This window comes from Pseudomonas sp. B28(2017) (genome assembly GCF_002113025.1).
GTDB lineage: Bacteria > Pseudomonadota > Gammaproteobacteria > Pseudomonadales > Pseudomonadaceae > Aquipseudomonas.
In genome coordinates, this window is the sequence record NZ_NEJH01000014.1 from 86370 (window position 1) to 108084 (window position 21715).

Here is a 21715-nt window from a genome sequence, read left to right on the forward strand (position 1 = left end):
TGCCGCTGACGATTTCCTGTTTTTCTCCTTCCAACTGTCTGTCTTGTTCTACGCGTTGTTGTTTGCCGGTTGTCCGGCTTGATCAATGACCGTCAACCTGTGCGAGTCCAGATTGTAGGCAACATAAAAGGCGGCATAGTGCTTCCTGGTCTGCCTTGAATGTTTAAGCGCACTGGCTTTCAGCAAAGTCTCCGAAACGGCACAAGTGACAAACAGGATCACGTACGCCGTCTTTTCCCGTGGCCTCTGGATGGTTTCCAGCAGCGCTGCAAATTCGATCTCCTTGCTCATCCAGCGTGCATCAACGATGTACAGGTCCTTTATAGGCGCCGGTAACTGAAGTTGATGCTGAACCAGGACGGTGGATTGCAGGGCAATCTCCGTTGGCGGGTCCTGTGCACCGCAGGGCGTCCGAGTTGACTGTTGGTCATTCGTTGACGTTTCCAGAGCGTGATTCTCAAGCGACTTCCCGGAGGCTTTTTTTTCCGAGCGCCCAGCATCATCCATGGCCTTCATGAAATGTTTTCCCTTTTCAAAGTCGGATGGCGCATACAGTGATCGGTAGTTGAAGTTGAGTGTCGCAAAAAAAAGTAGAAGTAAATAAAACGGAAAGCTGATCAGGAACCAGACATAGAGCTCTCGTTCTTCTTGATCAAGAAAGGGTAGAGAGACGGCTGCAGAAGTTTCAGAGAGCGTTGCGAATATCGCAATGATGGTCATTGGGTTGGTAATTCGTTTTTTGTCATGTTCTGCATTCATATTGTTTTGTCTTTTCTCGAGTGGTTTGTGAGGTTGATTTAATGTAGTGATTGCTTAAGTATTTTTCATTGTTTTTTTGCTTTGATAAGTGCTTTTTTGTTGTGTTGTTCTTTGGTTTTTTTGAATGTTGGCAATGTATTGATGGATGCTCAAGAAAATTTATTTTCTGTAATAGTGATTGGATGTCTGGTGTGTGATGTTTCTGGTATGAATGTTGAGTGCGTAAATATCAGTTACGTTTTAACGGGGGTGGCTGGTTATGTTTGTCAGTTCGCGGCTGTTCAGGCTGGTTCTCGGAAATTTTTTGTCGTAAATCGATAGAAGCGACTGCTGGAAAGTGCGAAACACTGACGTCGATACAGTTTTCAGTTCATTCCGCTCGAGGGTTTTTTGTAGGAAGAATCCGTATTGTTTGTAGGGGATGTCTCTTGCTGTGGGTGGCGGGAAGGAACGACATGCCATGGATGAAACGACTAGGCTATTGTGCGGGTTCTAAAAATTCGAACAGCGAAAATTGGACTGCCCATGAATAAAGTGCTGATCGTGGATGACCACCCTGTCATTCGTCTTGCGGTACGTATGCTAATGGAACGTCATGGCTACGAAGTTATTGCGGAAACCGATAATGGTGTAGATGCACTGCAACTAGCCCGTGAACTTATGCCGGATATTGTCATTCTGGATATCGGGATTCCGAAGCTGGACGGGTTGGAAGTCATCGCGCGTTTGTCTTCGACCTCTATGCTGATGAAAGTTCTGATTTTGACTTCTCAGGCGCCGGGGCATTTTTCCATGCGTTGCATGCAATCCGGTGCGGCTGGTTATGTCTGCAAGCAACAAGACCTGACGGAGTTGCTCAGTGCAATAAAGGCTGTATTGTCAGGCTACAGTTACTTTCCCAATCAAGCCTTGCATACCGTGCGTTGCAGTTTGGGGAACGCCAGTGAGGCCGATATGGTTGATCGATTGTCGGGGCGGGAAATGATGGTCCTGCAACAGTTGGCCAGAGGAAAGACCAATAAAGAGATTGCTGATGGAATGTTTCTAAGTAATAAAACGGTCAGTACTTACAAAACCCGCTTGTTGCTAAAACTGAATGCGAGGTCTCTGGTCGATTTGATCGAGTTGGCACAACGCAATGGTCTGGTGTAATGACGTAACTGTGCGATCGGGGGGAGGCTACCGGAGTAGGGCGCTTAGAAAAAAAGCCTCCGTTTCGGGAGGCTTTCAGGTGTCATAAGTCAAAATCGTAATCGGCCAATTGCTTTTGCAGTCGGCGCTCCTCCAGCAGATTGTCGATGGTGCGGCGTTTGCTCAGATTAGTTTTCGCTACTTCAACCACCGGCTCGGCGTCATCGGTTTCGGCGGTGGTGAAGTCGTCTTCTACGTCCAATTGCTCTTTGCCAGTACTCATTTAATTACTCCAGGCTAAGAAGGCCTTTGGGGCTCCTTATATCGACAATCTCCCGGCGGGTAAAAAAGATTTTTTCAATCGACAATTAGCTAATCCCAATAGCGCCTCAATCGTCGGAGGTTTTGTGCTTGTATTCGCACAAGTCCTCGATCCGGCAGCTTCCGCACCGGGGCTTGCGGGCGAGGCAAACATAGCGGCCGTGAAGGATCAGCCAGTGATGGGAGTCGAGCAGGTACTCCTTGGGCACGAATTTCATCAGCTTTTTCTCGACTTCCACCACATTCTTGCCGGGAGCAATGCCAGTCCGGTTGCTGACCCTGAAAATATGCGTGTCGACGGCCATAGTCAGCTGACGGAATGCGGTATTGAGTACCACGTTGGCGGTTTTACGGCCGACGCCCGGCAGCGCTTCCAGCTCTTCGCGGGTTTGTGGCACTTCACCGGCGTGACGTTCGACCAGCAAGCGGCAGGTTTCGATCACGTTTTTCGCCTTGCTGTTGTACAGACCGATGGTCTTGATGTACTCCGACAGTCCCTCGACACCCAAGGCATGGATAGCTGCCGGGGTGTTGGCGACCGGGAACAGCCTGGCTGTGGCCTTGTTGACGCCGACATCGGTCGACTGCGCCGAGAGAATCACGGCAATCAGCAATTCGAACGGTGAGGAATAGGCCAGCTCGGTCCTTGGTTCCGGGTTGTCCTCGTGCAGTCTGCGGAATATTTCCAGACGTTTTGCGGCATTCATGGGCGGTGCGTTTCCTCGACGTCAATCAATGTGTGGGTGTGGGGCGCCAGGCCTGCCAGGCGGCAATCAGCAGTCCGAGCAGAATGAATCCGCCAGGGACCGATGTCGCCAGGCGCAGGCCGCCATCGGTCACCAGCACCCAGCCTTGCCAGTCAGTTTGCGTTGCCCCGAACAGCCACGATAGATGGTTTCCAAGTGTTCCGTTACCGATGAGTTCGCGCAGCAGGCCCAGCGAGATCATCAGCGTGACAAACAGGCCATCGAGTCGCAGGCGTTGGCGCCAGTCGCGCTGAAAGTACCCGGTGTGTTCCAGTACGACGCATTGCAAGGCGATCAAGGCGCCATAAAACCCCAGATGCTGCTGCCATTGCAGCGACCAGGCCTGTGCCATGAGTTCCGCGCAAATGGTGAGCGTTGCCGCCAGCAGGATGCTGGCCGGCAGGCGGGTCGCAGGGACCAGTCGGGATCGCAAGGCGCCCATGACCAGGCTGAACAACCGGGTCACCACCATGAACATCAGGCACAGGCCAAGTGCGGCCATCAGCGAGTGGGTGGCGCCGATCAGCGGCGTCAGCATCAATGTCTTGCGCAGAGTCGATGAGTTATCCATGTGCAGGTATTCCAAGCAGTGGTTGCCGATGTTCATCGAAGTAGCGCAAGGCATCGTGGACAGCATTGATCACTGCTCTTGAGGTGATGGTTGCGCCTGCGATCTGATCGAACTGCCCCTGATCCTTTTTCAGCGCCCAGCCGCTGTCACCGGGTTCTGTTCGAGATTTTCCGGTAAAAATCTGCAGCCAGGTATTGGGCCAGTCGGCGATCCGTGCTCCCAGTCCTGGTGTTTCCGACTGTTTGAGGGTTTTGACGCCCAGCAACCTGCCATTGGCGTCGATAGCGATCAACAGGTCAATGGCACCGGCGTAGCCAAGGGTTTGACTACGCAGTAACACCGCGAAGGGTTGATCGGCCCGGGTCGCCAGATAACCACCCAGCAAGGTGCTGTTGGTCAGGACGGTTGTTTCGAACTTGATGGGGTGTTCGAGTGGTTGATTGTCGTAGCTGTCTGACGGGATCAGGTCGAGCAGATTGCGGCTGTCGATCAGGCGCTGTTCGGCTGCAATGCGCGGCGCGCTGACGAGTTGCATGACGTACGTCACGCCAAAGCCCAGTGCAGCCAAAAGCACCAGAAGCGCGATGCTTGAAGTCCGGCTCATGGCGCCTCCGGCTGTTGCCTGGCCGCCACGAACCGCTCCAGCGCTGGCACGCACAGGTTCATCAACAGCACGGCGAAGGCGATACCGTCCGGATAGCCGCCCCAGGTACGAATCAGATAAGTCAGAAGCCCGACGCCAGCGCCGAACAGCAGTCGCGCGCCAGGGCTTCTGGCGCCGGACACCGGTTCGGTGATGATGAAGAACGCCCCCAGCATGGTCGCGCCGGTCAGCAGATGAAACAGCGGTGAGCCATGGGAGTCCGAGCCCGACCCGTTCCAGCACAGCAGACTGATGATGAACAGGCTGGCGAGCATGCCGACGGGAGCATGCCAGCTGATTACCCTTCGTTGCAGGAGAAACATTCCACCTGCCACAAAAGCCAGGTTCATCCATTCCACCCCCCGGCCGCCAAAGTGGCCGAATGCCGGGTTGCCGGCAAACAGTTCATCCATGGTAAGGCTTTTATTGATCCGCAGACTGTCCAGTGCCGTGGCCTGCACCCACGCATCCGGTGCATGACCGACACCGAACACTTGCTGCAGGCCACTCAGCAGGTCCATGCCTTGGGGCGATGGCCAATGGGTCATTGGTTGGGGAAAGGCCACCAGCACCAGGGCAAAACCGAGCATCGCCGGGTTGAAGGGATTCGAGCCGACGCCGCCATACAAGTGCTTGCCAAACACCATTGCAAAAGCGGCAGCACTGAGGGGCATCCACCATGGGCAGTAAGGCGGCAATGCCAGAGCCAGCAATGTGGCACTGACCAACGCGCTACCGTCACTCAGGGTTGGTTTGAGTGGTCGCTTGCGCCATTGCACGACGGCGGCCTCAACGGCCAGCGCAGCAGCGACCGCCAGAACCAGGTTGATCAACACGCCCCAGCCGTATAGCCAGAACGCCGCCAGCATTCCCGGTAGCGTGGCCAGCAGCACCAGTTTCATCGCCTGTTGCAGGCGATCATCCGTTGTTTCAAGGGCTGGCATGGGCGTCCACCTGGCGCTCGGCTTCACCGAGTGCACGCTCCAGTGCTTCGATTTGTTCCGCCGGTGCTTCGTTGGCCAGAGCCTTCTTGAGTTCGGCGCGGCGCATGGCCAACTGGATCTTGGCCCGTTTCAGATCGGCATCATTTGACGACACAGTGGCGACCGTCGACGCAGGGGGCGGCGGGGTGGCGCTTTCCAGTTGCGCCAGGTTGTGTTCGGCGGCTTCGAACTGCTGTTGCAAGACGATCAACTGCGATTGCTGTTCGAAGGTCGGTGGATGTCCGAAGGCCTTCAGCGATTTGTGCAGCTGCGCCCGACTCATCGCCACGTCGATCTTTGCCTTTTTCAATGCGGCATCGGCATGGGCGGCTTTCTGTGCGCGAACACGCTCGAGGGCGGCCTGCACCGGATCGACTGCCGCTTCGGCAGGTTGGGCGGCCCGCTGTCGGGCCTGCCGTTCGGCCACTTTCTGTTGCTCCTCACGCTGCAAGCGGGCATTGCGTTGTTCGAAGCGGCTCCGTGCGTGATCGCGCTTGAGGGTGCGGGCTTGCCTTGCCTGCGGTGTAAGGGCCAGGCCCCCGACAACGGGCAGTACCGTGTTCGGTGGCAGTGGGCGCATTTCGATGCAGTCCACCGGGCACGGCGCCACGCAGAGGTCGCAACCGGTGCACTCATCGATGAGCACCGTGTGCATCAGTTTGGCCGCACCGACGATGGCATCGACCGGGCAGGCCTGAATGCACTTGGTGCAACCAATACACTCGGCTTCGCGGATATAGGCGATTTGCGCAGGTGCCGAGCCGCGAGTGATGTCCAGTTCCAGCACCGGCACCTTCAGCAACTCGGCCAGGGCCGCGACGGTTTCGTTGCCGCCGGGCGGACACTTGTTGATCGCCTCACCGCGGGCAATGCCTTCGGCGTACGGTTTGCACCCGGGGTGGCCGCACTTGCCGCATTGGGTTTGTGGCAAGAGTGCGTCGATGCGTTGAATCAGACTCATGTTTTGATCAGTCCGCTGAATCCGAGAAAAGCCACTGCGATCAGGCCGGCACCAATCAGGTCGATCGGCAAGCCGCGAAAGGGCAGGGGAACATCGTTGTCGGCCGTGCGTTCACGCAAATCAGTGTAAAGGCTCAACACCAGCCAGAAGCCCAACCCTGCACCAAGGCTCAAGGCAGTGGCGTGTAAGAAGCCCTTGTTCTCTTGAGCATTTAGCAAGGTCACGCCGAGTACGCCGGCATTGCCCAGCAGCAACGGCCAGAGGCCCTCGAACGGCAGTGTCGAAAACAGCCGCGCCAGCCACTTCAGTAATGGGCTGATCAGCAGCACGCTCAATGGCAGAAACACAAACAGACGCAGCGTCGTCAACTGCAGTGGCACCAGCAGCCAGTGATAGAGCGCGTAGCCGAGCATGCCTACTACCAGCATCAGGCATGTCGTCGCAATGCCCAAGGCATGGACCTGACGGCGCTGGCCGGCCAACAGCGGATCGACGGCCAGCGGCCAGTGCAACACGAGGTTGTTGATCAGGGCGGCGCTGATGAGGGTAAGCAGGATCTCGGTCATTGTTCGTGCCGACAAGAACGGGTTTTTTTAGCGCAGTTGTCTAAAAAGAGTAGGCATTATCCGGCAAGGCGGGAGGGTGGGCCAGACATGAAAATCCCACAGTCGCACCAGGTACGACTGTGGGATCGATTTGCCGCAGATCTTACTTGATGCGCTGACCCGGCTTGGCGCCACTGTCAGGGCTCAGCAGGTAGATCTCTTCTCCACCAGGACCGGCGGCCATCACCATGCCTTCGGAGATGCCGAACTTCATTTTCCGTGGCTTGAGGTTGGCGATCATCATGGTCAGGCGACCATTGAGCTTGGACGGGTCCGGGTAGGCGCTCTTGATCCCGGAGAACACGTTGCGTTGCTCGTCACCGATGTCCAGTGTCAGGCGCAGCAGCTTGTCGGCGCCTTCCACGTGTTCAGCCTTGACGATTAGCGCGACGCGCAAATCGACTGCCGCGAAGGTGTCGAACTCGATTTCCGGCGACAGCGGATCCTTGGCCAGTTCGCCATTGCCGGCAGGTGCGGCTTCGCCGGTATCGGTCTGGCTGGCGGTCAGGTCTTCTTTCGAAGCGTCGGTCATGGCTTGCACCTTGACCGGGTCGATACGGGTCATCAGCGGCTTGAACTCGTTCAACTGATGGTTGGCGAGCAAGGTCGCGTGGTCGTTCCAGGTCAGCGGCGCGACGTTCAGGAACGCCTCGGCATCGGCGGCCAGCAACGGCAGCACTGGCTTGAGGAAGATCACCAACTGGCGGAACAGGTTGACGCCGGTGGCGCAGATGGCCTGGACTTCATCCTGCTTGCCTTCCTGTTTGTTCAACGACCACGGCGCCTTGTCGGCGATCCAGGCGTTGGCGCGGTCGGCCAGGCCCATGATCTCGCGCATGGCGCGGGCGAAGTCGCGGGCCTCATAGGCGTCGGCAATGCCTGGCGCAGCGGCCAGGAATGCTTCGGTCAACTCGGGTGCGGCGTTGGTGTCGACCATCACGCCGGCATTGCCTTTGTGAATGAACCCGGCGCAACGGCTGGCAATGTTGACGACCTTGCCCACCAGGTCGGAGTTGACCTTCTGCACGAAGTCTTCGAGGTTCAGGTCGAGGTCATCGACGCCACGGCCCAGCTTGGAGGCGTAGTAGTAGCGCAGGTATTCCGGCGACAGGTGGTCCAGGTAAGTGCGGGCCTTGATGAAGGTGCCGCGGGACTTGGACATCTTCTGGCCGTTGACGGTCAGGTAGCCGTGTACGTTGATCCCGGTCGGCTTGCGGTAGCCGGCACCTTCGAGCATGGCTGGCCAGAACAGGGCATGGAAATTGACGATGTCCTTGCCGATGAAGTGGTACAGCTCGGCGGTGGAGTCTTTGCCCCAGAACGCGTCGAAGTCCAGCTCCGGCGTACGGTTGCACAGGTCCTTGAAGCTCGCCATATAGCCGATCGGCGCATCCAGCCACACGTAGAAGTACTTGCCCGGCTCGTCGGGAATCTCGAAACCGAAGTACGGCGCATCGCGGGAGATGTCCCACTGTTGCAGGCCGGCGTCCAGCCATTCGGCGATCTTGTTGGCGACGGCGTCCTGCAGGGTGCCGCTGCGGGTCCAGGTCTGCAGCATCTGCTGGAAGTCCGGCAGCTTGAAGAAGAAGTGCTGGGAATCCTTGAGCACCGGGGTAGCGCCGGAGATTGCCGACTTCGGATCCTTCAGGTCGGTCGGCGCGTAGGTCGCGCCACATTTTTCGCAGTTGTCGCCGTACTGGTCTTCCGTGCCGCATTTCGGGCAGGTGCCCTTGATGAAGCGGTCGGCCAGGAACATTTTCTTTTCCGGGTCGAAATACTGGGTGATCGAGCGCGTGGCGATGTGCCCGGCGTCACGCAGCTTCAGGTAGATCTGGCTCGATAGCTCACGGTTTTCTTCGGCGTGAGTGGAGTGGAAATTGTCGAAGTCCACGAGGAAGTCGGCAAAGTCGGCGCTGTGTTCAGCCTGGACGTTGGCGATCAGTTGTTCCGGTGTGATGCCTTCCTTTTCCGCGCGCAGCATGATGGCCGAACCGTGGGCGTCGTCGGCGCAGACATAGATGCATTGATTGCCGCGGTGCTTCTGGAAGCGCACCCACATATCGGTCTGGATGTATTCCAGCATATGGCCGAGGTGAATCGAACCATTGGCATAGGGCAGGGCGCTGGTGACGAGGATCTTGCGTGGCTCGGACATGGGGCTCGGCTACTTGATGAAACGGAGGTCGGCCACTATAAAGCGCCGGCACATATTTTTCACCCCGTGAGCCTGTTTCATTGGATGAATAACGGGTCGATACAGTCTTTTGAGCATCCCGTCGAACGCTCGGAACAGGTACGATACCCGTCATCTTTCCAGTCCTGTTTTCGGAGTTGCCCATGAGCGCCGTCAATCGCGCAGCGGTGGAAGCCGTCCTTCGCCAATACATCGACCCTTACCTGAACCAGGATCCGGTCAGCGCCGGGTGCGTGCGCAACATCGAGATCCAGGGCGAGCGCGTCAGCGTTCAGCTCGAATTGGGGTACGCCGCCGGCCTGTTCAAGAGTGGCTGGGCGCAGATGCTGGAAATGGCCATTCAGGGGCTGGATGGCGTGGCAAGTGCCCGTGTCGAGATCACCAGCGTGATTGCCGCACACAAGGCCCAGGCACAGGTTCCGGGGCTGGCCAATGTCAAGAACGTAGTGGCCGTGGCGTCCGGCAAGGGTGGCGTGGGCAAATCCACCACGGCGGCCAACCTGGCCCTGGCCCTGGCCCGTGAAGGCGCCAAGGTCGGGATTCTCGATGCGGACATCTACGGCCCGAGCCAGGGCATCATGTTCGGCATACCGGAGCGCACCCGTCCCGAGGTCAAGGATCAGAAATGGTTCGTCCCGCTCAAGTCCCATGGCGTGGAAGTGATGTCCATGGCCTTCCTCACCGATGACAACACGCCGATGGTCTGGCGTGGCCCGATGGTCTCCGGCGCCTTGCTGCAATTGGTGACCCAGACTGCGTGGGGCGATCTGGACTACCTGGTCATCGACATGCCGCCAGGCACCGGTGACATCCAACTGACCCTGGCGCAGAAAGTGCCAGTGGCCGGTGCGGTCATCGTTACCACTCCGCAGGACCTGGCATTGCTGGACGCGCGCAAGGGCGTGGAGATGTTCCGCAAGGTCAACATTCCGGTGCTGGGCGTAGTGGAAAACATGGCTGTGCATATCTGCTCCAATTGCGGACATGCCGAGCACCTGTTCGGTGAGGGTGGTGGCGAGAAACTGGCCAACCAGTATGGCGTCGAGTTGCTGGCCTCGCTGCCGCTGTCGATGGTCATCCGCGAACAGGCCGATGGCGGCAAGCCAACGGTGATCGCCGAGCCTGACAGCCAGATCGCCATGGTCTACCAGGAACTGGCCCGCCATGTCGGTGCGCGGATCGTGTTGCAGGAAGCTTTGACGCCGGCGATGCCGAACATCAGCGTCAGCGACGATTGAGGGTGTGAACGCAATCCCCTTGTAGGAGCGAGCAAGCTCGCTCCTACAGTCGTTTTGTGGTGGCCTTAGATCCGCAACCCGCCATCCATCTCCAGAATCCGGCCGGTGTAGTAGTCGTTCTCGAAGATGTACGCCGCCGAGTGGGCGATCTCTTCCGGCTTGCCCATGCGCTTGAGCGGGATCCCGGCGGTCATTTTTTCCAGCGCTTCCGGTTTCATGCCCAGGGTCATTTCGGTTTCGATGAAGCCCGGTGCAATGCCGGCGACGCGAATGCCGTAGCGCGCCAGTTCCTTGGCCCAGGTCACGGTCGCGGCGGCGACACCGGCCTTGGCGGCGGAGTAGTTGGTCTGGCCGACGTTGCCAGCACGGGAAATCGACGAGATATTGATGATAGCGCCGACGTTTTTCAGCTCGACCATCTTCGCCGCGACTTCACGGGTGCACAGGAACACGCCGGTCAGGTTGACGTCGATGACCGCCTGCCATTGGGCCAGGCTCATTTTGGTCATTTCGCCATCCTTGACCTTGAGCAGCAGGCCGTCACGCAGGATCCCGGCATTGTTGATCAAGCCATGGATCGCGCCGAAGTCTTCAGCGACCTGGGCAACCATGTGGGTCACTTGCTCTTCGTTGGCCACGTTGCACAGGTAGGCGCGGGCCTCGACACCCTGGGCCTTGCAGGCCGCGACGGCGTCATCGAGTTTTTCCTGGTTAAGGTCCACCAGCGCGAGCCTCGCGCCCTTGCCTGCGAAATACTCGGCCATGGAGCGGCCTAGACCCTGGCAGCCGCCAGTGATAATGATTACTTTGTCAGTGAGTTGCATTCGCATGCCCCCGGTAGCAGGTCTGAGTGGTTTCCTTGTAGAGAGCCTCTCGATCTGCGCCTGACGTGGCCCGGCTGCACATGAGAACTGCCCCGATGGCGTGCTGGGACTTTCACCAGCAGCTCGTCCGTTTTTATGACGGATTCTATCTAAGGAGTCATAAATTGAGCGTTGAAGCGGCTAAGCATGCACGAGAATTGCTTCTCAAGGAATACCGTGGAGTGCTCTCGACGCACTCCAAATCGATGCCCGGTTTCCCATTCGGCTCCGTGGTTCCGTACTGCCTGGACGAGCTGGGCCGACCGCTGATCCTGATCAGCCGCATCGCCCAGCACACCCACAATTTGCAGAAAGACCCGAAATGCTCGCTGTTTGTGGGCGAGCGTGGCGCTGAAGATGTCCAGGCCGTTGGTCGACTGACCTACCTGGCCGAAGCGCAGCAGCTCGAAGACGAAGCTGCCATCGAAGCCGCCTCCGAACGTTACTACCGCTACTTCCCGGAGTCGCAGGGTTATCACAAGGCCCACGATTTCGACTTCTGGGTGCTCAAGCCGGTACGCCACCGTTACATCGGCGGTTTTGGCGCGATTCATTGGGTCAATGACCTGACCCTGGCCAACCCTTTCGCCGGCAAGGCTGAACTGAGCATGGTCGAGCACATGAACGCCGACCACGCCAAGGCCATCGCCCATTACGTCGAGCTGGCCGGACTGCCGACAAACGTGCCGGCGCAAATGGCCGGTATCGACACCGAAGGCATGCACCTGCGCATCGGTCAAAGTCTGTACTGGTTGCCGTTTCAAGCGCCTTGTAATACGCCGACACAAGTCCGGGAGGCCTTGGTTTCTCTGGCTCACGCCGAACATTGGCCGAAAAATGAAGTGGCCGATGCTTGAATTCACGAAACGGCGACGTCATCTAAGGTGAACTGGCAAGGCATTCTTGCGTTGAGGAACCATTTGATGCGCCCTTTTTTGTTGCTCTTTCTGCTGTTCCCGGTGTTGGAGCTGTTCGTATTCGTCAAGGTGGCAGGGTCCATCGGGTTTTTCCCGGCCCTGCTGCTGATCATTCTCGGCTCGATGTTCGGTGTGTTCGTGCTGCGTATCGCCGGCCTGGCGACGGCCCTGCGTGCCCGTGAAAGCCTGAGCCGCGGTGAGCTGCCGGCCCAGACCATGCTCGAAGGCCTGATGCTGGCATTGGCCGGTGGCCTGTTGATTCTTCCGGGTTTCATCAGTGATGTGATCGGCTTGCTCATGCTGCTGCCGTTCAGTCGCCGCCTGCTGGCGGGTAAAATGCGCCAGCGCGCCGAAGAGCAGGCCATGCGTCAGCGAGCGTTCGCCGACGACCTGCAGGCACGCGGCGGTCCAGCCCCCCGTGAGCCGCTGGGGCGTGAGCCGACCGTGATTGAAGGCGAGTTCGAACACCGCGATACCAAGTAATGGCACTCTACACACGGCACCTTCGGGTGCCGTGTTCGTTTGCGGAACATCGACCTGAAAAAATTTCGATCCCCGCCCTTGTAATAAGCTTATGCGCCCTTATGTAACGGTCACCGCAAGGTTTCTGGCGAACATGCCAGACAGACTTCCGCGGTTCGCTTGACGAACCGCAACCGGCACTGCCGGCCTTTGTTAAACCCGCCGGGACTACACCGGCCGATGAAAACCACAATTAGGAGAGATCGACAATGAAGCTTCGTCCTCTGCATGACCGCGTCGTCATCCGTCGCAGCGAAGAAGAAAAGAAAACCGCTGGCGGTATCGTCCTGCCAGGTTCGGCTGCTGAAAAAGCCAACAGCGGCGAAATCCTCGCTGTAGGCACCGGCCGCGTACTGGAAAACGGTGAAGTGCGTGCACTGTCCGTGAAAGTGGGCGACAAGGTTGTGTTCGGTCCTTACTCCGGCAGCAACACTGTGAAAGTCGACGGCGAAGACCTGCTGGTAATGAGCGAGAACGAAATCCTCGCTGTTATCGAAGGCTGATTACCCGCTCATTTTCCCGCTACTTCAAAGTATTTAAGGAATATCGATCATGGCTGCTAAAGAAGTTAAATTCGGCGATTCCGCCCGCAAGAAAATGCTCACCGGTGTCAACGTCCTGGCTGACGCAGTAAAAGCGACCCTGGGCCCGAAAGGCCGTAACGTGATCATCGAGAAGAGCTTCGGCGCTCCGACCATCACCAAGGACGGCGTTTCCGTCGCCAAAGAAATCGAACTGGAAGACCGTTTCGAAAACATGGGCGCGCAGCTGGTCAAAGACGTTGCCTCCCGTGCCAACGATGACGCAGGCGACGGCACCACCACCGCTACCGTTCTGGCTCAGTCGATCGTCAACGAAGGCCTGAAAGCCGTCGCTGCCGGCATGAACCCGATGGACCTCAAGCGCGGTATCGACAAAGCGACCATCGCGATCGTCAAAGAGCTCAAGGCCCTGTCCAAGCCATGCGCTGACACCAAGGCAATCGCTCAGGTAGGTACCATCTCCGCCAACTCCGACAACTCCATCGGCGACATCATTGCCGAAGCCATGGAAAAAGTCGGTAAAGAAGGCGTGATCACCGTTGAAGAAGGCTCGGGCCTGGAAAACGAACTGTCGGTTGTTGAAGGCATGCAGTTCGACCGTGGCTACTTGTCCCCGTACTTCGTCAACAAGCCAGATACCATGGTCGCTGAGCTGGACGGCCCGCTGATCCTGCTGGTCGACAAAAAGATCTCGAACATCCGCGAAATGCTGCCAGTACTGGAAGCCGTTGCCAAAGCCGGCCGTCCGCTGCTGATCGTGGCCGAAGACGTTGAAGGCGAAGCCCTGGCGACTCTGGTTGTGAACAACATGCGTGGCATCGTTAAAGTCGCAGCCGTCAAGGCGCCAGGCTTCGGCGACCGTCGCAAGGCCATGCTGCAGGACATCGCTGTTCTGACCGGTGGTACCGTCATCTCCGAAGAGATCGGCCTGAGCCTGGAAAGCACTACCCTGGAGCACTTGGGTAACGCCAAGCGCGTAACCCTGTCCAAGGAAAACACCATCATCGTTGACGGTGCTGGCGTACAGGGCGACATCGAAGCACGCATCAGCCAGATCCGTGCCCAGGTTGCAGAAACTTCCTCCGACTACGACCGTGAAAAACTGCAAGAGCGTCTGGCCAAGCTGTCCGGCGGCGTTGCAGTGATCAAGGTTGGCGCTGGTTCCGAAGTTGAAATGAAAGAGAAGAAAGCCCGCGTTGAAGACGCCCTGCACGCTACTCGTGCAGCCGTTGAAGAAGGCGTGGTGCCTGGCGGTGGCGTAGCGCTGATCCGTTCCCTGCAAGCGATCTCCGAGCTTAAGGGCGACAACGCTGACCAGGACGTCGGTATCTCTGTTCTGAAACGTGCCGTTGAAGCGCCGCTGCGTCAGATCTCCGCCAACAGCGGTGACGAGCCAAGCGTCGTGGTCAACGAAGTCAAGAACGGCAAAGGTAACTTCGGTTACAACGCTGCTTCCGGCGAATACGGCGACATGATCGAAATGGGCATCCTGGACCCAACCAAGGTAACTCGTTCGGCGCTGCAGGCGGCTGCTTCGATTGCCGGTCTGCTGCTGACCACCGATGTTGCGATCGCTGATGCACCGAAGAAAGACGCTCCAGCTGGCGGCGGTATGCCAGACATGGGCGGTATGGGCGGCATGGGCGGCATGATGTAAGCCAGCCTTACCCCTGTAATAAAAAACCCCGCCTGCGAAAGCAGGCGGGGTTTTTTATTGTCCGGAATCCGAAGGTCACATGGATCCACCAGTGGGAGCGAGCTTGCTCGCGAATGCGGTGTTGCTGCCAACAAACCTGTTGACTGACACTCCGTCATCGCGAACAGGCCCTCTCCCACATTTGAACTGTGGTTCAGGCGCTGACAGGCACTGCATTTGCCTCGCGTTCAGCCTTCAACGCCGGTCGATACAGAACGCAGTAATACGACCCCAGGCAAATCAGCCAGCAGAACACCGCCGTCCACACGTTGTGCGAGAAGAAGTGCGCGCCCTGCATCATCCGCCCGATGGAGAACACCGAGCCGAGGGCGAAGGCGAAGACAAACGCTGCGCGAGCCATGCGCGGGCGACGGTCACGCAATACGAAAAACAGGGCAAACAGGGTGAAACCGGTGGCCGCATGGCCGCCGGGCCAGCAACGTCCCGGTTTTTCGGTGTGCGGGCGAGGGCTCAACAGTTCGCTGTAGGTCTCGTGACCACCGAATTGCTCAAGGCTCCAAGGGCATTGCACCGCGGTCACCGCTTTCATGGGGGTGACAAAGGAAGTCGCCAGGCCCAGGGACAGCACCAGGCAACCCAGTTCACGCTTGAACGGTTTGAGCCTGGTCATGAAGAACGAAGCGACGTAGCCGAGGATGGCGAACACCGAAAAGGCGATGACTACCTGCTTGGCGCGGGTATGCAGGATGTTTTCCAGGAAGTAACTGTGCCGTCCGATGAAGTCACCCGCGACCGGGTCGTAGAACAGCTTGGCAAGGTCCATGTCCAGTGAGGTCAGTTCGAGCAACACCAGAACGATCGCCGCAACGGCGGGAACCCCCAGGCACACCCAGTAATTGAGCGGGCGAGGGGCGGGGCGGACAGCAGTTGATGACATGGTGGATCCTGAACAAAGGAAAAAGCCCCGGGGCATCAGCCCGGGGCGATTCGGTTAACGTTCGCCGACTTGACCGGCACCCTCCTTGGGTGCCTTCCAGCCAAGCAGCTGTTGCTTGAAGCCATAACTGGCGGTTTGGTAATAGGTGATTGCGCGGGTAATCAGTGGATCACTGGCGGTAGACCGGGACTCGCGACTTTCAGTCAGCGCGTCATCGTGACGGCGCAAGCCCTGGCGTGGGCTCAAGATCGCCAGGTCCTTGCCGTCGAACAACCCCAGGTGCTGGTAGTTACCGAGCACCACGCGTGGTGGCAGCGGGTTGTCCTGCAACAGGTTACGGCCAAAGAATGTCGATTCATAATCCAGATTGAGCAAACCCAGCAACGTTGGCGCCAGATCGATCTGGCTGGCCAATTGTGCAGTTTCCCGAGCTTCGATCAACTTGGGCGCATAGATGAACAGCGGAATCTGATAGTTGGCGATGGGCAAGTCTTCCTTACCGGCGCTGCCAGCGGTGTGGTCGGCGACAAAGACGAAGATTGTATTGTCAAACCAGGGTTTTTGACGCGCCTGATCAAGGAACTGACCAATGGCGTAGTCGGTGTATTTCACTGCGCCGTCACGGCCGTTACCGGACTTGATGTCGATCCGGTTGTCCGGATAGGTGTAAGGGCGATGGTTGGACGTCGTCATCAGTTGCAGCAGGAATGGCTGCTGCCTGGCGTAGTCGGCATCGGCCAGTTTCAGTGTCTGCCTGTAGAGATCTTCGTCGGCCATGCCCCAGGCATTCTTGAAGTGAATCTCCGACTCCTCGACGCTGCTCTGGTCTACAACGCGATAACCATTGCCGCTGAAGAACGCATTCATGTTGTCGAAGTAACCGCGCCCGCCATAGACAAACACACTGTCGTAGCCCACGGCATTGAGTTGCTGGCCAAGGCTGGCAAAGCCGCTTTCACGACCCACGCGTTTGACGATCGAGCGACCGGGTGTCGGCGGAATCGCCAGGGTGATGGCTTCCAGACCGCGGTCGGTGCGGGTGCCGGTGGCGTAGAAATTGTTGAAGTACAGGCTCTGCTTGCGCAAGGCATCAAGGTAGGGGGTCAGGTTACGGGTGTCACCGTTGCTGCCCATATACTTGGCGCTGAAGCTTTCAATGGTGACCAACACGATATTGGGCTTGCGCGGTGCGCCCGGGTTATCAATCTGCCGGCGAATGTCCTGCGGGTCCTGACCCACGAAGCGGGCATTGGGTTCTGCCAGTTCGGCGCGAATCTGTTGGGCAACCACGGCCGACGGCAGTGTGCTGTAGAACTGCGGGTAGTCCAGTTCGTTGTTGCGGAATGCCGCGAAGAATTGATACGGGCCATTGCTCGCCAGTTCGTTCTGGTAGGCGTTGCCACCTTGGGCGCGCGGGGCGTCCTGGCTGAGCAGTTGCATGCTCAGGCCAGCGACGATCAACAAACCGAGCGCATTCAGCAAGCGCCCACGCAGCGGCGGCAATGGTGCATCAAGTGCGGCGTTGAAGGGTTTGCGCAATGCAAGACTCAGGGCCACGGCCAGCACGGCGAGGATGCTCAACAGCGTGCCGATCGGGTATGACTCAAGCAGATTGTTCAGTACTTCGTCGGAATACACCAGATAATCGACGGCGATGAAGTTGAAGCGCACGCCGAACTCATCCCAGAACAGCCATTCGGCCACCGAGGTGAACAACATCGCGAACAGACTGACCGTCAGCAACCCCTGAAGGAACCAGCGATGGCCACGCGTGCGCCACAGGGCCGGCGGGCACAGCAACAGGTAGAAGCCCATGGGCAGTGCTGCGTAGGCAATGAAACCCAGGTCGTAGAGCAGGCCGATGCCGAACACCGACAGGAAGCCGCTTCCGGCCTCATCCAGGTGTGTGAGAAGCAGGACTGTTCGAGTCAGAAAAAAAATTGCCAGCCAGGCGCCTGTGACCAGCAGCAAAAAGCGCATGGGGGCCGTCTTCAAATAGTCCATTCTCTATATTCCTTATTATCAATCGCGTGACAGTCTTCACTGGCCGCTGTAGTCAGCCTGTGAATCGATAGTGAAAAACTTGTCAATCATACCTACTGGTTGAGCGAATTGATCCATGCACAGCCTTCCCCTAGCCGTGAGTCACACTTGGCCTTAAGCTGCGCGGGCCATGACGGCCGTTACTGTGGACGGAGAGATACCCATGCGAATTCTATTGGTTGAAGACAACCGCGATATCCTGGCCAACCTGGCTGATTACCTGGGGCTCAAAGGCTATACCGTGGATTGCGCGCAGGATGGTCTGTCTGGCCTGCATCTGGCGGCCACCGAGCACTACGACTTGATCGTGCTCGATATCATGTTGCCCGGCATCGATGGCTACACCTTGTGCAAGCGCCTGCGCGAAGATGCCCGCCGCGAAACGCCGGTGATCATGCTCACGGCCCGTGATCAACTGGATGACCGTCTGCAAGGCTTCAAGTCCGGTGCTGATGATTACCTGATCAAGCCGTTTGCCCTGTCTGAGCTGGCGGCCCGTATCGAAGCGATCATGCGCCGGACCCAGGGCGGTGGGCGGCGGACCTTGCAGGTCGGCGACCTGAGCTATGACCTCGACACCCTGGAAGTCACCCGCGAAGGCCGGTTGCTGAAGCTCAACCCGGTCGGCCTGAAGTTGCTGGCCGTGTTGATGCAGAAAAGCCCGCATGTGCTGCGCCGTGAAATTCTTGAAGAAGCGCTGTGGGGGGATGACTGCCCGGACAGCGACAGCCTGCGCAGCCATGTCCACCAACTGCGCCAGGTGATCGACAAGCCGTTCGCCAAGCCATTGCTGCAAACCGTGCACGGGGTGGGGTATCGCCTGGCCGAGGGCCGTGATGGAGTTTAAGCAGAGCCTTGCTCAACGCATCATCATTGCCTTTGCGCTGATGGGCGCACTGGTGGCGGGTACCTTTGCCATGGGCATCGTGGCGACCGTGCACCTGGTGGAAGAAAAACTGATTTCGGCAGGTCTGGGCGGCGATTTGCAGCGCCTGTTGCTGATGGACAATGTCACGGACTGGAGCCATCGTCCCGAACCGGACCAATTGTTCTACTTCAGCGGCGGACCGGGTGATTTCAGCTTGCCCAAGGATCTGCGGCACCTGGAGCCGGGTTTCCACGAAGTGTTCCGTGAAAACCTGTCGTACCACGCCATGGTCGAAATCGTCGACGGCCGACGTTACGTGCTGTTGCAGGACCAGAGCGACTTCGAAGAGCGTGAGCGGGTGCTGTTTGCCGTGGCGCTGGTGGGGTTCGTATTGAGCCTGGCGCTGGCGGTGTTTCTCGGCTGGGTCCTGGCACGCAAGGTCATGGCGCCGGTGGTGCGGCTGGCCCGTCAGGTACGCCATCGCGATCAACTGCTCGGTTTGGCTCCTCCTTTGGCTCCGGATTATGCCGCCGACGAAGTGGGCGAGCTGGCCGTGGCCTTCGATGCCACCCTCGGGCGCTTGCGTCAGGCCCTGACCCGCGAGCGGTTGTTCACCAGCGACGTCAGCCACGAATTGCGTACGCCCTTGATGATATTGGCCAGTTCCTGCGAGTTGCTGCTGGAAAACCCAGGTATCGATCAGCGCGGTCGCGCCCAGGTCGAGCGCATTGCCCGGGCATGTGAAGAAATGCGTGAGCTGGTGCAAACCTTCCTGATGCTGGCCCGTGCCCAGCGTGAAGACGCCAGCATGTCGCCACAGCAGTCCCTGGGCCAGGTGGCCGAGGGCCTGCTCGGTTTGTGGCGCGAGCCCATTGAAAGCAAAGGATTGAAGCTGATCTTCGAACCGGGCAACCCCGAGGCCAAGGGCTACAATGCGACCTTCTTGCACGCGGTGATGGGGAACTTGCTGCGCAACGCCTTGCATTACACCGAACAGGGCTTCATCCGCCTGACCCTGACGGGCACGGGCTTTCTGGTCGAAGACAGTGGCGTGGGCATTCCCGAGGAAAAACGCGAGGCGATGTTCGAACCGTTCGTCCGGGGCAACGAACAGCGCGGGGAAGGGTTGGGCCTGGGGCTTTCACTGGTGCAGCGGATCTGTGAAAACCAGGGCTGGAGCGTCAGCCTGACAACCATGGAGCCCAATGGTTGTCGTTTTCAGGTGGAGTTGTCCCGAACCTGATCTGTTGAGTCAGGCGACCGGCAAACCCCTATCAATTCTGTAAAAGCCTGTAATACTTCCAGGTTTCCCGTAATGAAATTTTCACAAGTGAATCACCTGTCACCGACACCGCGAAACCTAAGGTAGCTGCTATCAGAAGTTCAGGAGACCAGGTGATGGACGGCCCGATCAAACTCGATTTTTCCGAAAAGTACGACGAGCAACACGCGCAACGCTATTTGCGCAAACACCAGGAAGGTCTCGGCCGTCGACTGTCCCACTGGCGTGACGAACAATTGGCGCGCAAGGCGCTGGACCTGGTTGGCGAGCCCGGCCTGATCCTCGACTTGCCGTGCGGTGCGGGGCGTTTCTGGCCCTTGCTGGCGGAGAAAACCAACCGCGTGATCATCGGTGCCGATAACTCGGAGTCCATGCTGAAGGTCGCAACCCAGGCGCAACCCGCCCACGTGGTGAAACGGGTACAGCCCTTGCGCACGTCTGCATTCGACATCGCCTTGCCGGACAACGCCGTCGACAGCATTTTTTGCATGCGCTTGCTCCACCACATCGGTGAAGCCGAGCATCGCATGGCTATTTTGCGCGAATTCGAGCGAGTTACCCGTGACAGCGTGATCCTTTCGCTGTGGGTCGATGGCAACTTCAAGGCCTGGAAACGCAAGCGTTCGGAGAAAACCCGTGGGCAGGAAGGTTACCAAAACCGCTTTGTGTTACCGGTCGCTACCGTAGAAAAGGAATTTGAGCAGGCGGGTTTCCGCATCCAGGAACAACTGGACTTTTTGCCGCTCTATGCCATGTGGCGAGTTTACGTATTACGCAAGAGGTAACAGGATGGCAGTGCAGTATGCAGCAGAAACGGAAGTCGCTCCCCAGGATCGCTTCGATTACTTTTGGAATCAGCGCGGTGAATGGGTAGAGGAACCTAACGTCCGTCGCGGCGGGGAAAGCGGCGTTCAACGAGTGATGGGCAGTGATGGTCAACTGCTCTACGCCAAGCGTCAGACCGGGCATATCCATCGTAGCTGGCAGCACCCTTTCGGGCGGCCGACAGTACTGCGCGAGAGTGCTGCGCTCAACGGTGTCGCCGCGCTTGGCGTAAGGGTTCCGCATATCGTTTTCTGCGGCGCGCAGCGTGATCCAGTGCACAAATGGCGTGCCTTGCTGGTCACCAGGTCACTGGACGGCTTTGAGGAAATCGATCGCTGGTACGCCGGTGGCGGTCGCGAGCGTCATGGTGAAGCCATACATGACCGCGTGCTCAAGGACCTGGCTGAAAACCTGGCGCGCATGCACAAGGGCCGCTGGCAGCACGGTTGCCTTTACGACAAGCACGTATTCGTTCGCGTGACCGGTGAGGGCGAGACGGCCAAGGTCGAAGTGGCCCTGATCGATCTGGAGAAATCCCGACAGCGTTTTACCGCTCATCGCGCAGCGGCCCATGACATGAAGCAATTACGTCGCCACTCGTCGTTCAGCGAAGCAGACTGGAAAAAGCTCGTCTACTTTTATGAAACGGCGTTTGGCAGCGCTATCAAGGGTTTATAACGATGAAACTCGAAATTGCACGAGGTTTGTTTCTGGTAGGAGCCTTGGCAGTTGCATCGATCGCGATGGCAGCCTGGGAGCAACCACGCCCCCAGGTTCTCAGCTCGATAAACGCAGAAGAACATTGTCCATTGCCGCGGGTTGCGAAGGCATCCGTGGCCACTCGACCCGATCATGATTTGTTGTTATTCATGTTCGGACTTTCTCAGGGATTGAGGTCGCAGAATTGAACAGATTGAAGCCCAAATGAAAGGCCTCGCTGATGCGAGGCCTTTTTTTTGGTTCATCACGGATTACCGGGGAAGATTGGCGTTGGCGTTGGCGTTGGTTTTGTGAGTTGTGAGCTTATCCATTTGCCGAGGTGACGCTGAATCACCTTTGCGCCCTTACGGCGCCTTACTTTTTTCAGTCGAAAAAAAAGTAAGCAAA

At 58.0% G+C, this 21715-nt stretch carries 23 protein-coding genes; 11 read left to right on the forward strand and 12 right to left on the reverse strand.

Annotated features, from left to right (window positions below; all coding sequences use genetic code 11):
• Positions 1–48: 48 nt before the first annotated feature.
• Complete coding sequence (locus CAF65_RS25010) at positions 49–759, reverse strand: hypothetical protein (protein ID WP_085718673.1); 711 nt, start codon at positions 757–759, stop codon at positions 49–51.
• A 525-nt stretch (positions 760–1284) separates the two neighbouring features.
• Between CAF65_RS25010 and CAF65_RS25015 the strand changes: the two genes are divergently transcribed.
• Complete coding sequence (locus CAF65_RS25015; protein ID WP_085718674.1) at positions 1285–1911, forward strand: response regulator transcription factor; 627 nt, start codon at positions 1285–1287, stop codon at positions 1909–1911.
• Positions 1912–1993: 82 nt separating this feature from the next.
• Here CAF65_RS25015 and CAF65_RS25020 read toward each other — a convergent pair whose 3' ends face one another.
• From CAF65_RS25020 to metG, 8 genes are all read right to left on the reverse strand, one after another.
• On the reverse strand, positions 1994–2173 hold the full coding sequence (locus CAF65_RS25020) for a PA3496 family putative envelope integrity protein (RefSeq protein ID WP_007972325.1): 180 nt from the start codon (positions 2171–2173) through the stop codon (positions 1994–1996).
• Between the two features lie 106 nt (positions 2174–2279).
• Positions 2280–2918 carry an endonuclease III gene (nth, locus tag CAF65_RS25025; RefSeq protein WP_085718675.1) on the reverse strand — a complete coding sequence of 213 codons (639 nt, stop codon included), beginning with the start codon at positions 2916–2918 and terminating at the stop codon, positions 2280–2282.
• Between the two features lie 25 nt (positions 2919–2943).
• Positions 2944–3528, reverse strand: a complete 585-nt coding sequence (locus CAF65_RS25030) for an Rnf-Nqr domain containing protein (protein WP_085718676.1) — start codon at positions 3526–3528, stop codon at positions 2944–2946.
• Positions 3521–4132, reverse strand: a complete 612-nt coding sequence (locus CAF65_RS25035; RefSeq protein WP_085718677.1) for an RnfABCDGE type electron transport complex subunit G — start codon at positions 4130–4132, stop codon at positions 3521–3523. Before CAF65_RS25035 ends, CAF65_RS25030 begins: the two co-directional genes overlap by 8 nt.
• On the reverse strand, positions 4129–5115 hold the full coding sequence (locus tag CAF65_RS25040; RefSeq protein WP_085718678.1) for an RnfABCDGE type electron transport complex subunit D: 987 nt from the start codon (positions 5113–5115) through the stop codon (positions 4129–4131). Before CAF65_RS25040 ends, CAF65_RS25035 begins: the two co-directional genes overlap by 4 nt.
• On the reverse strand, positions 5102–6115 hold the full coding sequence (gene rsxB / locus CAF65_RS25045; protein ID WP_085718679.1) for an electron transport complex subunit RsxB: 1014 nt from the start codon (positions 6113–6115) through the stop codon (positions 5102–5104). The genes CAF65_RS25040 and rsxB overlap by 14 nt, the downstream gene beginning before the upstream one ends.
• The gene (locus CAF65_RS25050) at positions 6112–6681 is read right to left on the reverse strand and encodes an electron transport complex protein RnfA (protein WP_085718680.1); all 570 of its coding nucleotides are present in this window, start codon (positions 6679–6681) and stop codon (positions 6112–6114) included. The genes rsxB and CAF65_RS25050 overlap by 4 nt, the downstream gene beginning before the upstream one ends.
• A gap of 142 nt (positions 6682–6823) precedes the next feature.
• The gene (gene metG / locus CAF65_RS25055) at positions 6824–8875 is read right to left on the reverse strand and encodes a methionine--tRNA ligase (RefSeq protein ID WP_085718681.1); all 2052 of its coding nucleotides are present in this window, start codon (positions 8873–8875) and stop codon (positions 6824–6826) included.
• A gap of 182 nt (positions 8876–9057) precedes the next feature.
• Between metG and apbC the strand changes: the two genes are divergently transcribed.
• Positions 9058–10152 carry an iron-sulfur cluster carrier protein ApbC gene (apbC, locus tag CAF65_RS25060; protein ID WP_085718682.1) on the forward strand — a complete coding sequence of 365 codons (1095 nt, stop codon included), beginning with the start codon at positions 9058–9060 and terminating at the stop codon, positions 10150–10152.
• 65 nt (positions 10153–10217) lie between these two features.
• On the opposite strand, the gene CAF65_RS25065 is transcribed toward apbC, so the two are convergent.
• Positions 10218–10976, reverse strand: a complete 759-nt coding sequence (locus CAF65_RS25065) for an SDR family oxidoreductase (protein ID WP_085718683.1) — start codon at positions 10974–10976, stop codon at positions 10218–10220.
• A 164-nt stretch (positions 10977–11140) separates the two neighbouring features.
• Between CAF65_RS25065 and CAF65_RS25070 the strand changes: the two genes are divergently transcribed.
• The 4 genes from CAF65_RS25070 (at position 11141) to groL (ending at position 14653) form a co-directional block, all read left to right on the forward strand.
• Positions 11141–11872, forward strand: coding sequence for a HugZ family protein (locus tag CAF65_RS25070; protein WP_085718684.1), 732 nt, complete (start codon positions 11141–11143; stop codon positions 11870–11872).
• Between the two features lie 66 nt (positions 11873–11938).
• On the forward strand, positions 11939–12415 hold the full coding sequence (locus CAF65_RS25075; protein ID WP_057396774.1) for an FxsA family protein: 477 nt from the start codon (positions 11939–11941) through the stop codon (positions 12413–12415).
• A 248-nt stretch (positions 12416–12663) separates the two neighbouring features.
• Positions 12664–12957 (forward strand): co-chaperone GroES, encoded by a 294-nt coding sequence (locus CAF65_RS25080; RefSeq protein WP_007985847.1) that lies wholly within the window; start codon positions 12664–12666, stop codon positions 12955–12957.
• Positions 12958–13006: 49 nt separating this feature from the next.
• The gene (groL, locus tag CAF65_RS25085; RefSeq protein ID WP_085718685.1) at positions 13007–14653 is read left to right on the forward strand and encodes a chaperonin GroEL; all 1647 of its coding nucleotides are present in this window, start codon (positions 13007–13009) and stop codon (positions 14651–14653) included.
• Positions 14654–14846: 193 nt separating this feature from the next.
• Here the strand turns inward: groL and CAF65_RS25090 are convergent, their stop codons facing one another.
• A complete protein-coding gene (locus CAF65_RS25090; RefSeq protein ID WP_085718686.1) occupies positions 14847–15590 on the reverse strand; it encodes a phosphatase PAP2 family protein in 744 nt (247 codons plus the stop codon).
• A gap of 54 nt (positions 15591–15644) precedes the next feature.
• Positions 15645–17594: an LTA synthase family protein gene (locus CAF65_RS25095; protein WP_085718687.1), complete on the reverse strand. Its 1950-nt coding sequence runs from the start codon at positions 17592–17594 to the stop codon at positions 15645–15647.
• 202 nt (positions 17595–17796) lie between these two features.
• Here CAF65_RS25095 and colR point away from each other — a divergent pair, with 202 nt between their 5' ends.
• The 5 genes from colR to CAF65_RS28915 all read left to right on the forward strand — a co-directional run bounded on the left by colR (position 17797) and on the right by CAF65_RS28915 (position 21516).
• Positions 17797–18480, forward strand: a complete 684-nt coding sequence (colR, locus tag CAF65_RS25100; protein WP_085718688.1) for a two-component system response regulator ColR — start codon at positions 17797–17799, stop codon at positions 18478–18480.
• Positions 18470–19744, forward strand: coding sequence for a HAMP domain-containing sensor histidine kinase (locus tag CAF65_RS25105; RefSeq protein ID WP_085718689.1), 1275 nt, complete (start codon positions 18470–18472; stop codon positions 19742–19744). The genes colR and CAF65_RS25105 overlap by 11 nt, the downstream gene beginning before the upstream one ends.
• Positions 19745–19899: 155 nt before the next feature.
• A complete protein-coding gene (locus CAF65_RS25110; RefSeq protein WP_085718690.1) occupies positions 19900–20568 on the forward strand; it encodes a class I SAM-dependent methyltransferase in 669 nt (222 codons plus the stop codon).
• A 4-nt stretch (positions 20569–20572) separates the two neighbouring features.
• Positions 20573–21286: a lipopolysaccharide kinase InaA family protein gene (locus tag CAF65_RS25115; protein ID WP_085718691.1), complete on the forward strand. Its 714-nt coding sequence runs from the start codon at positions 20573–20575 to the stop codon at positions 21284–21286.
• A 2-nt stretch (positions 21287–21288) separates the two neighbouring features.
• Positions 21289–21516, forward strand: a complete 228-nt coding sequence (locus CAF65_RS28915; RefSeq protein WP_085718692.1) for a hypothetical protein — start codon at positions 21289–21291, stop codon at positions 21514–21516.
• The last annotated feature ends 199 nt before the right edge of the window (positions 21517–21715 follow it).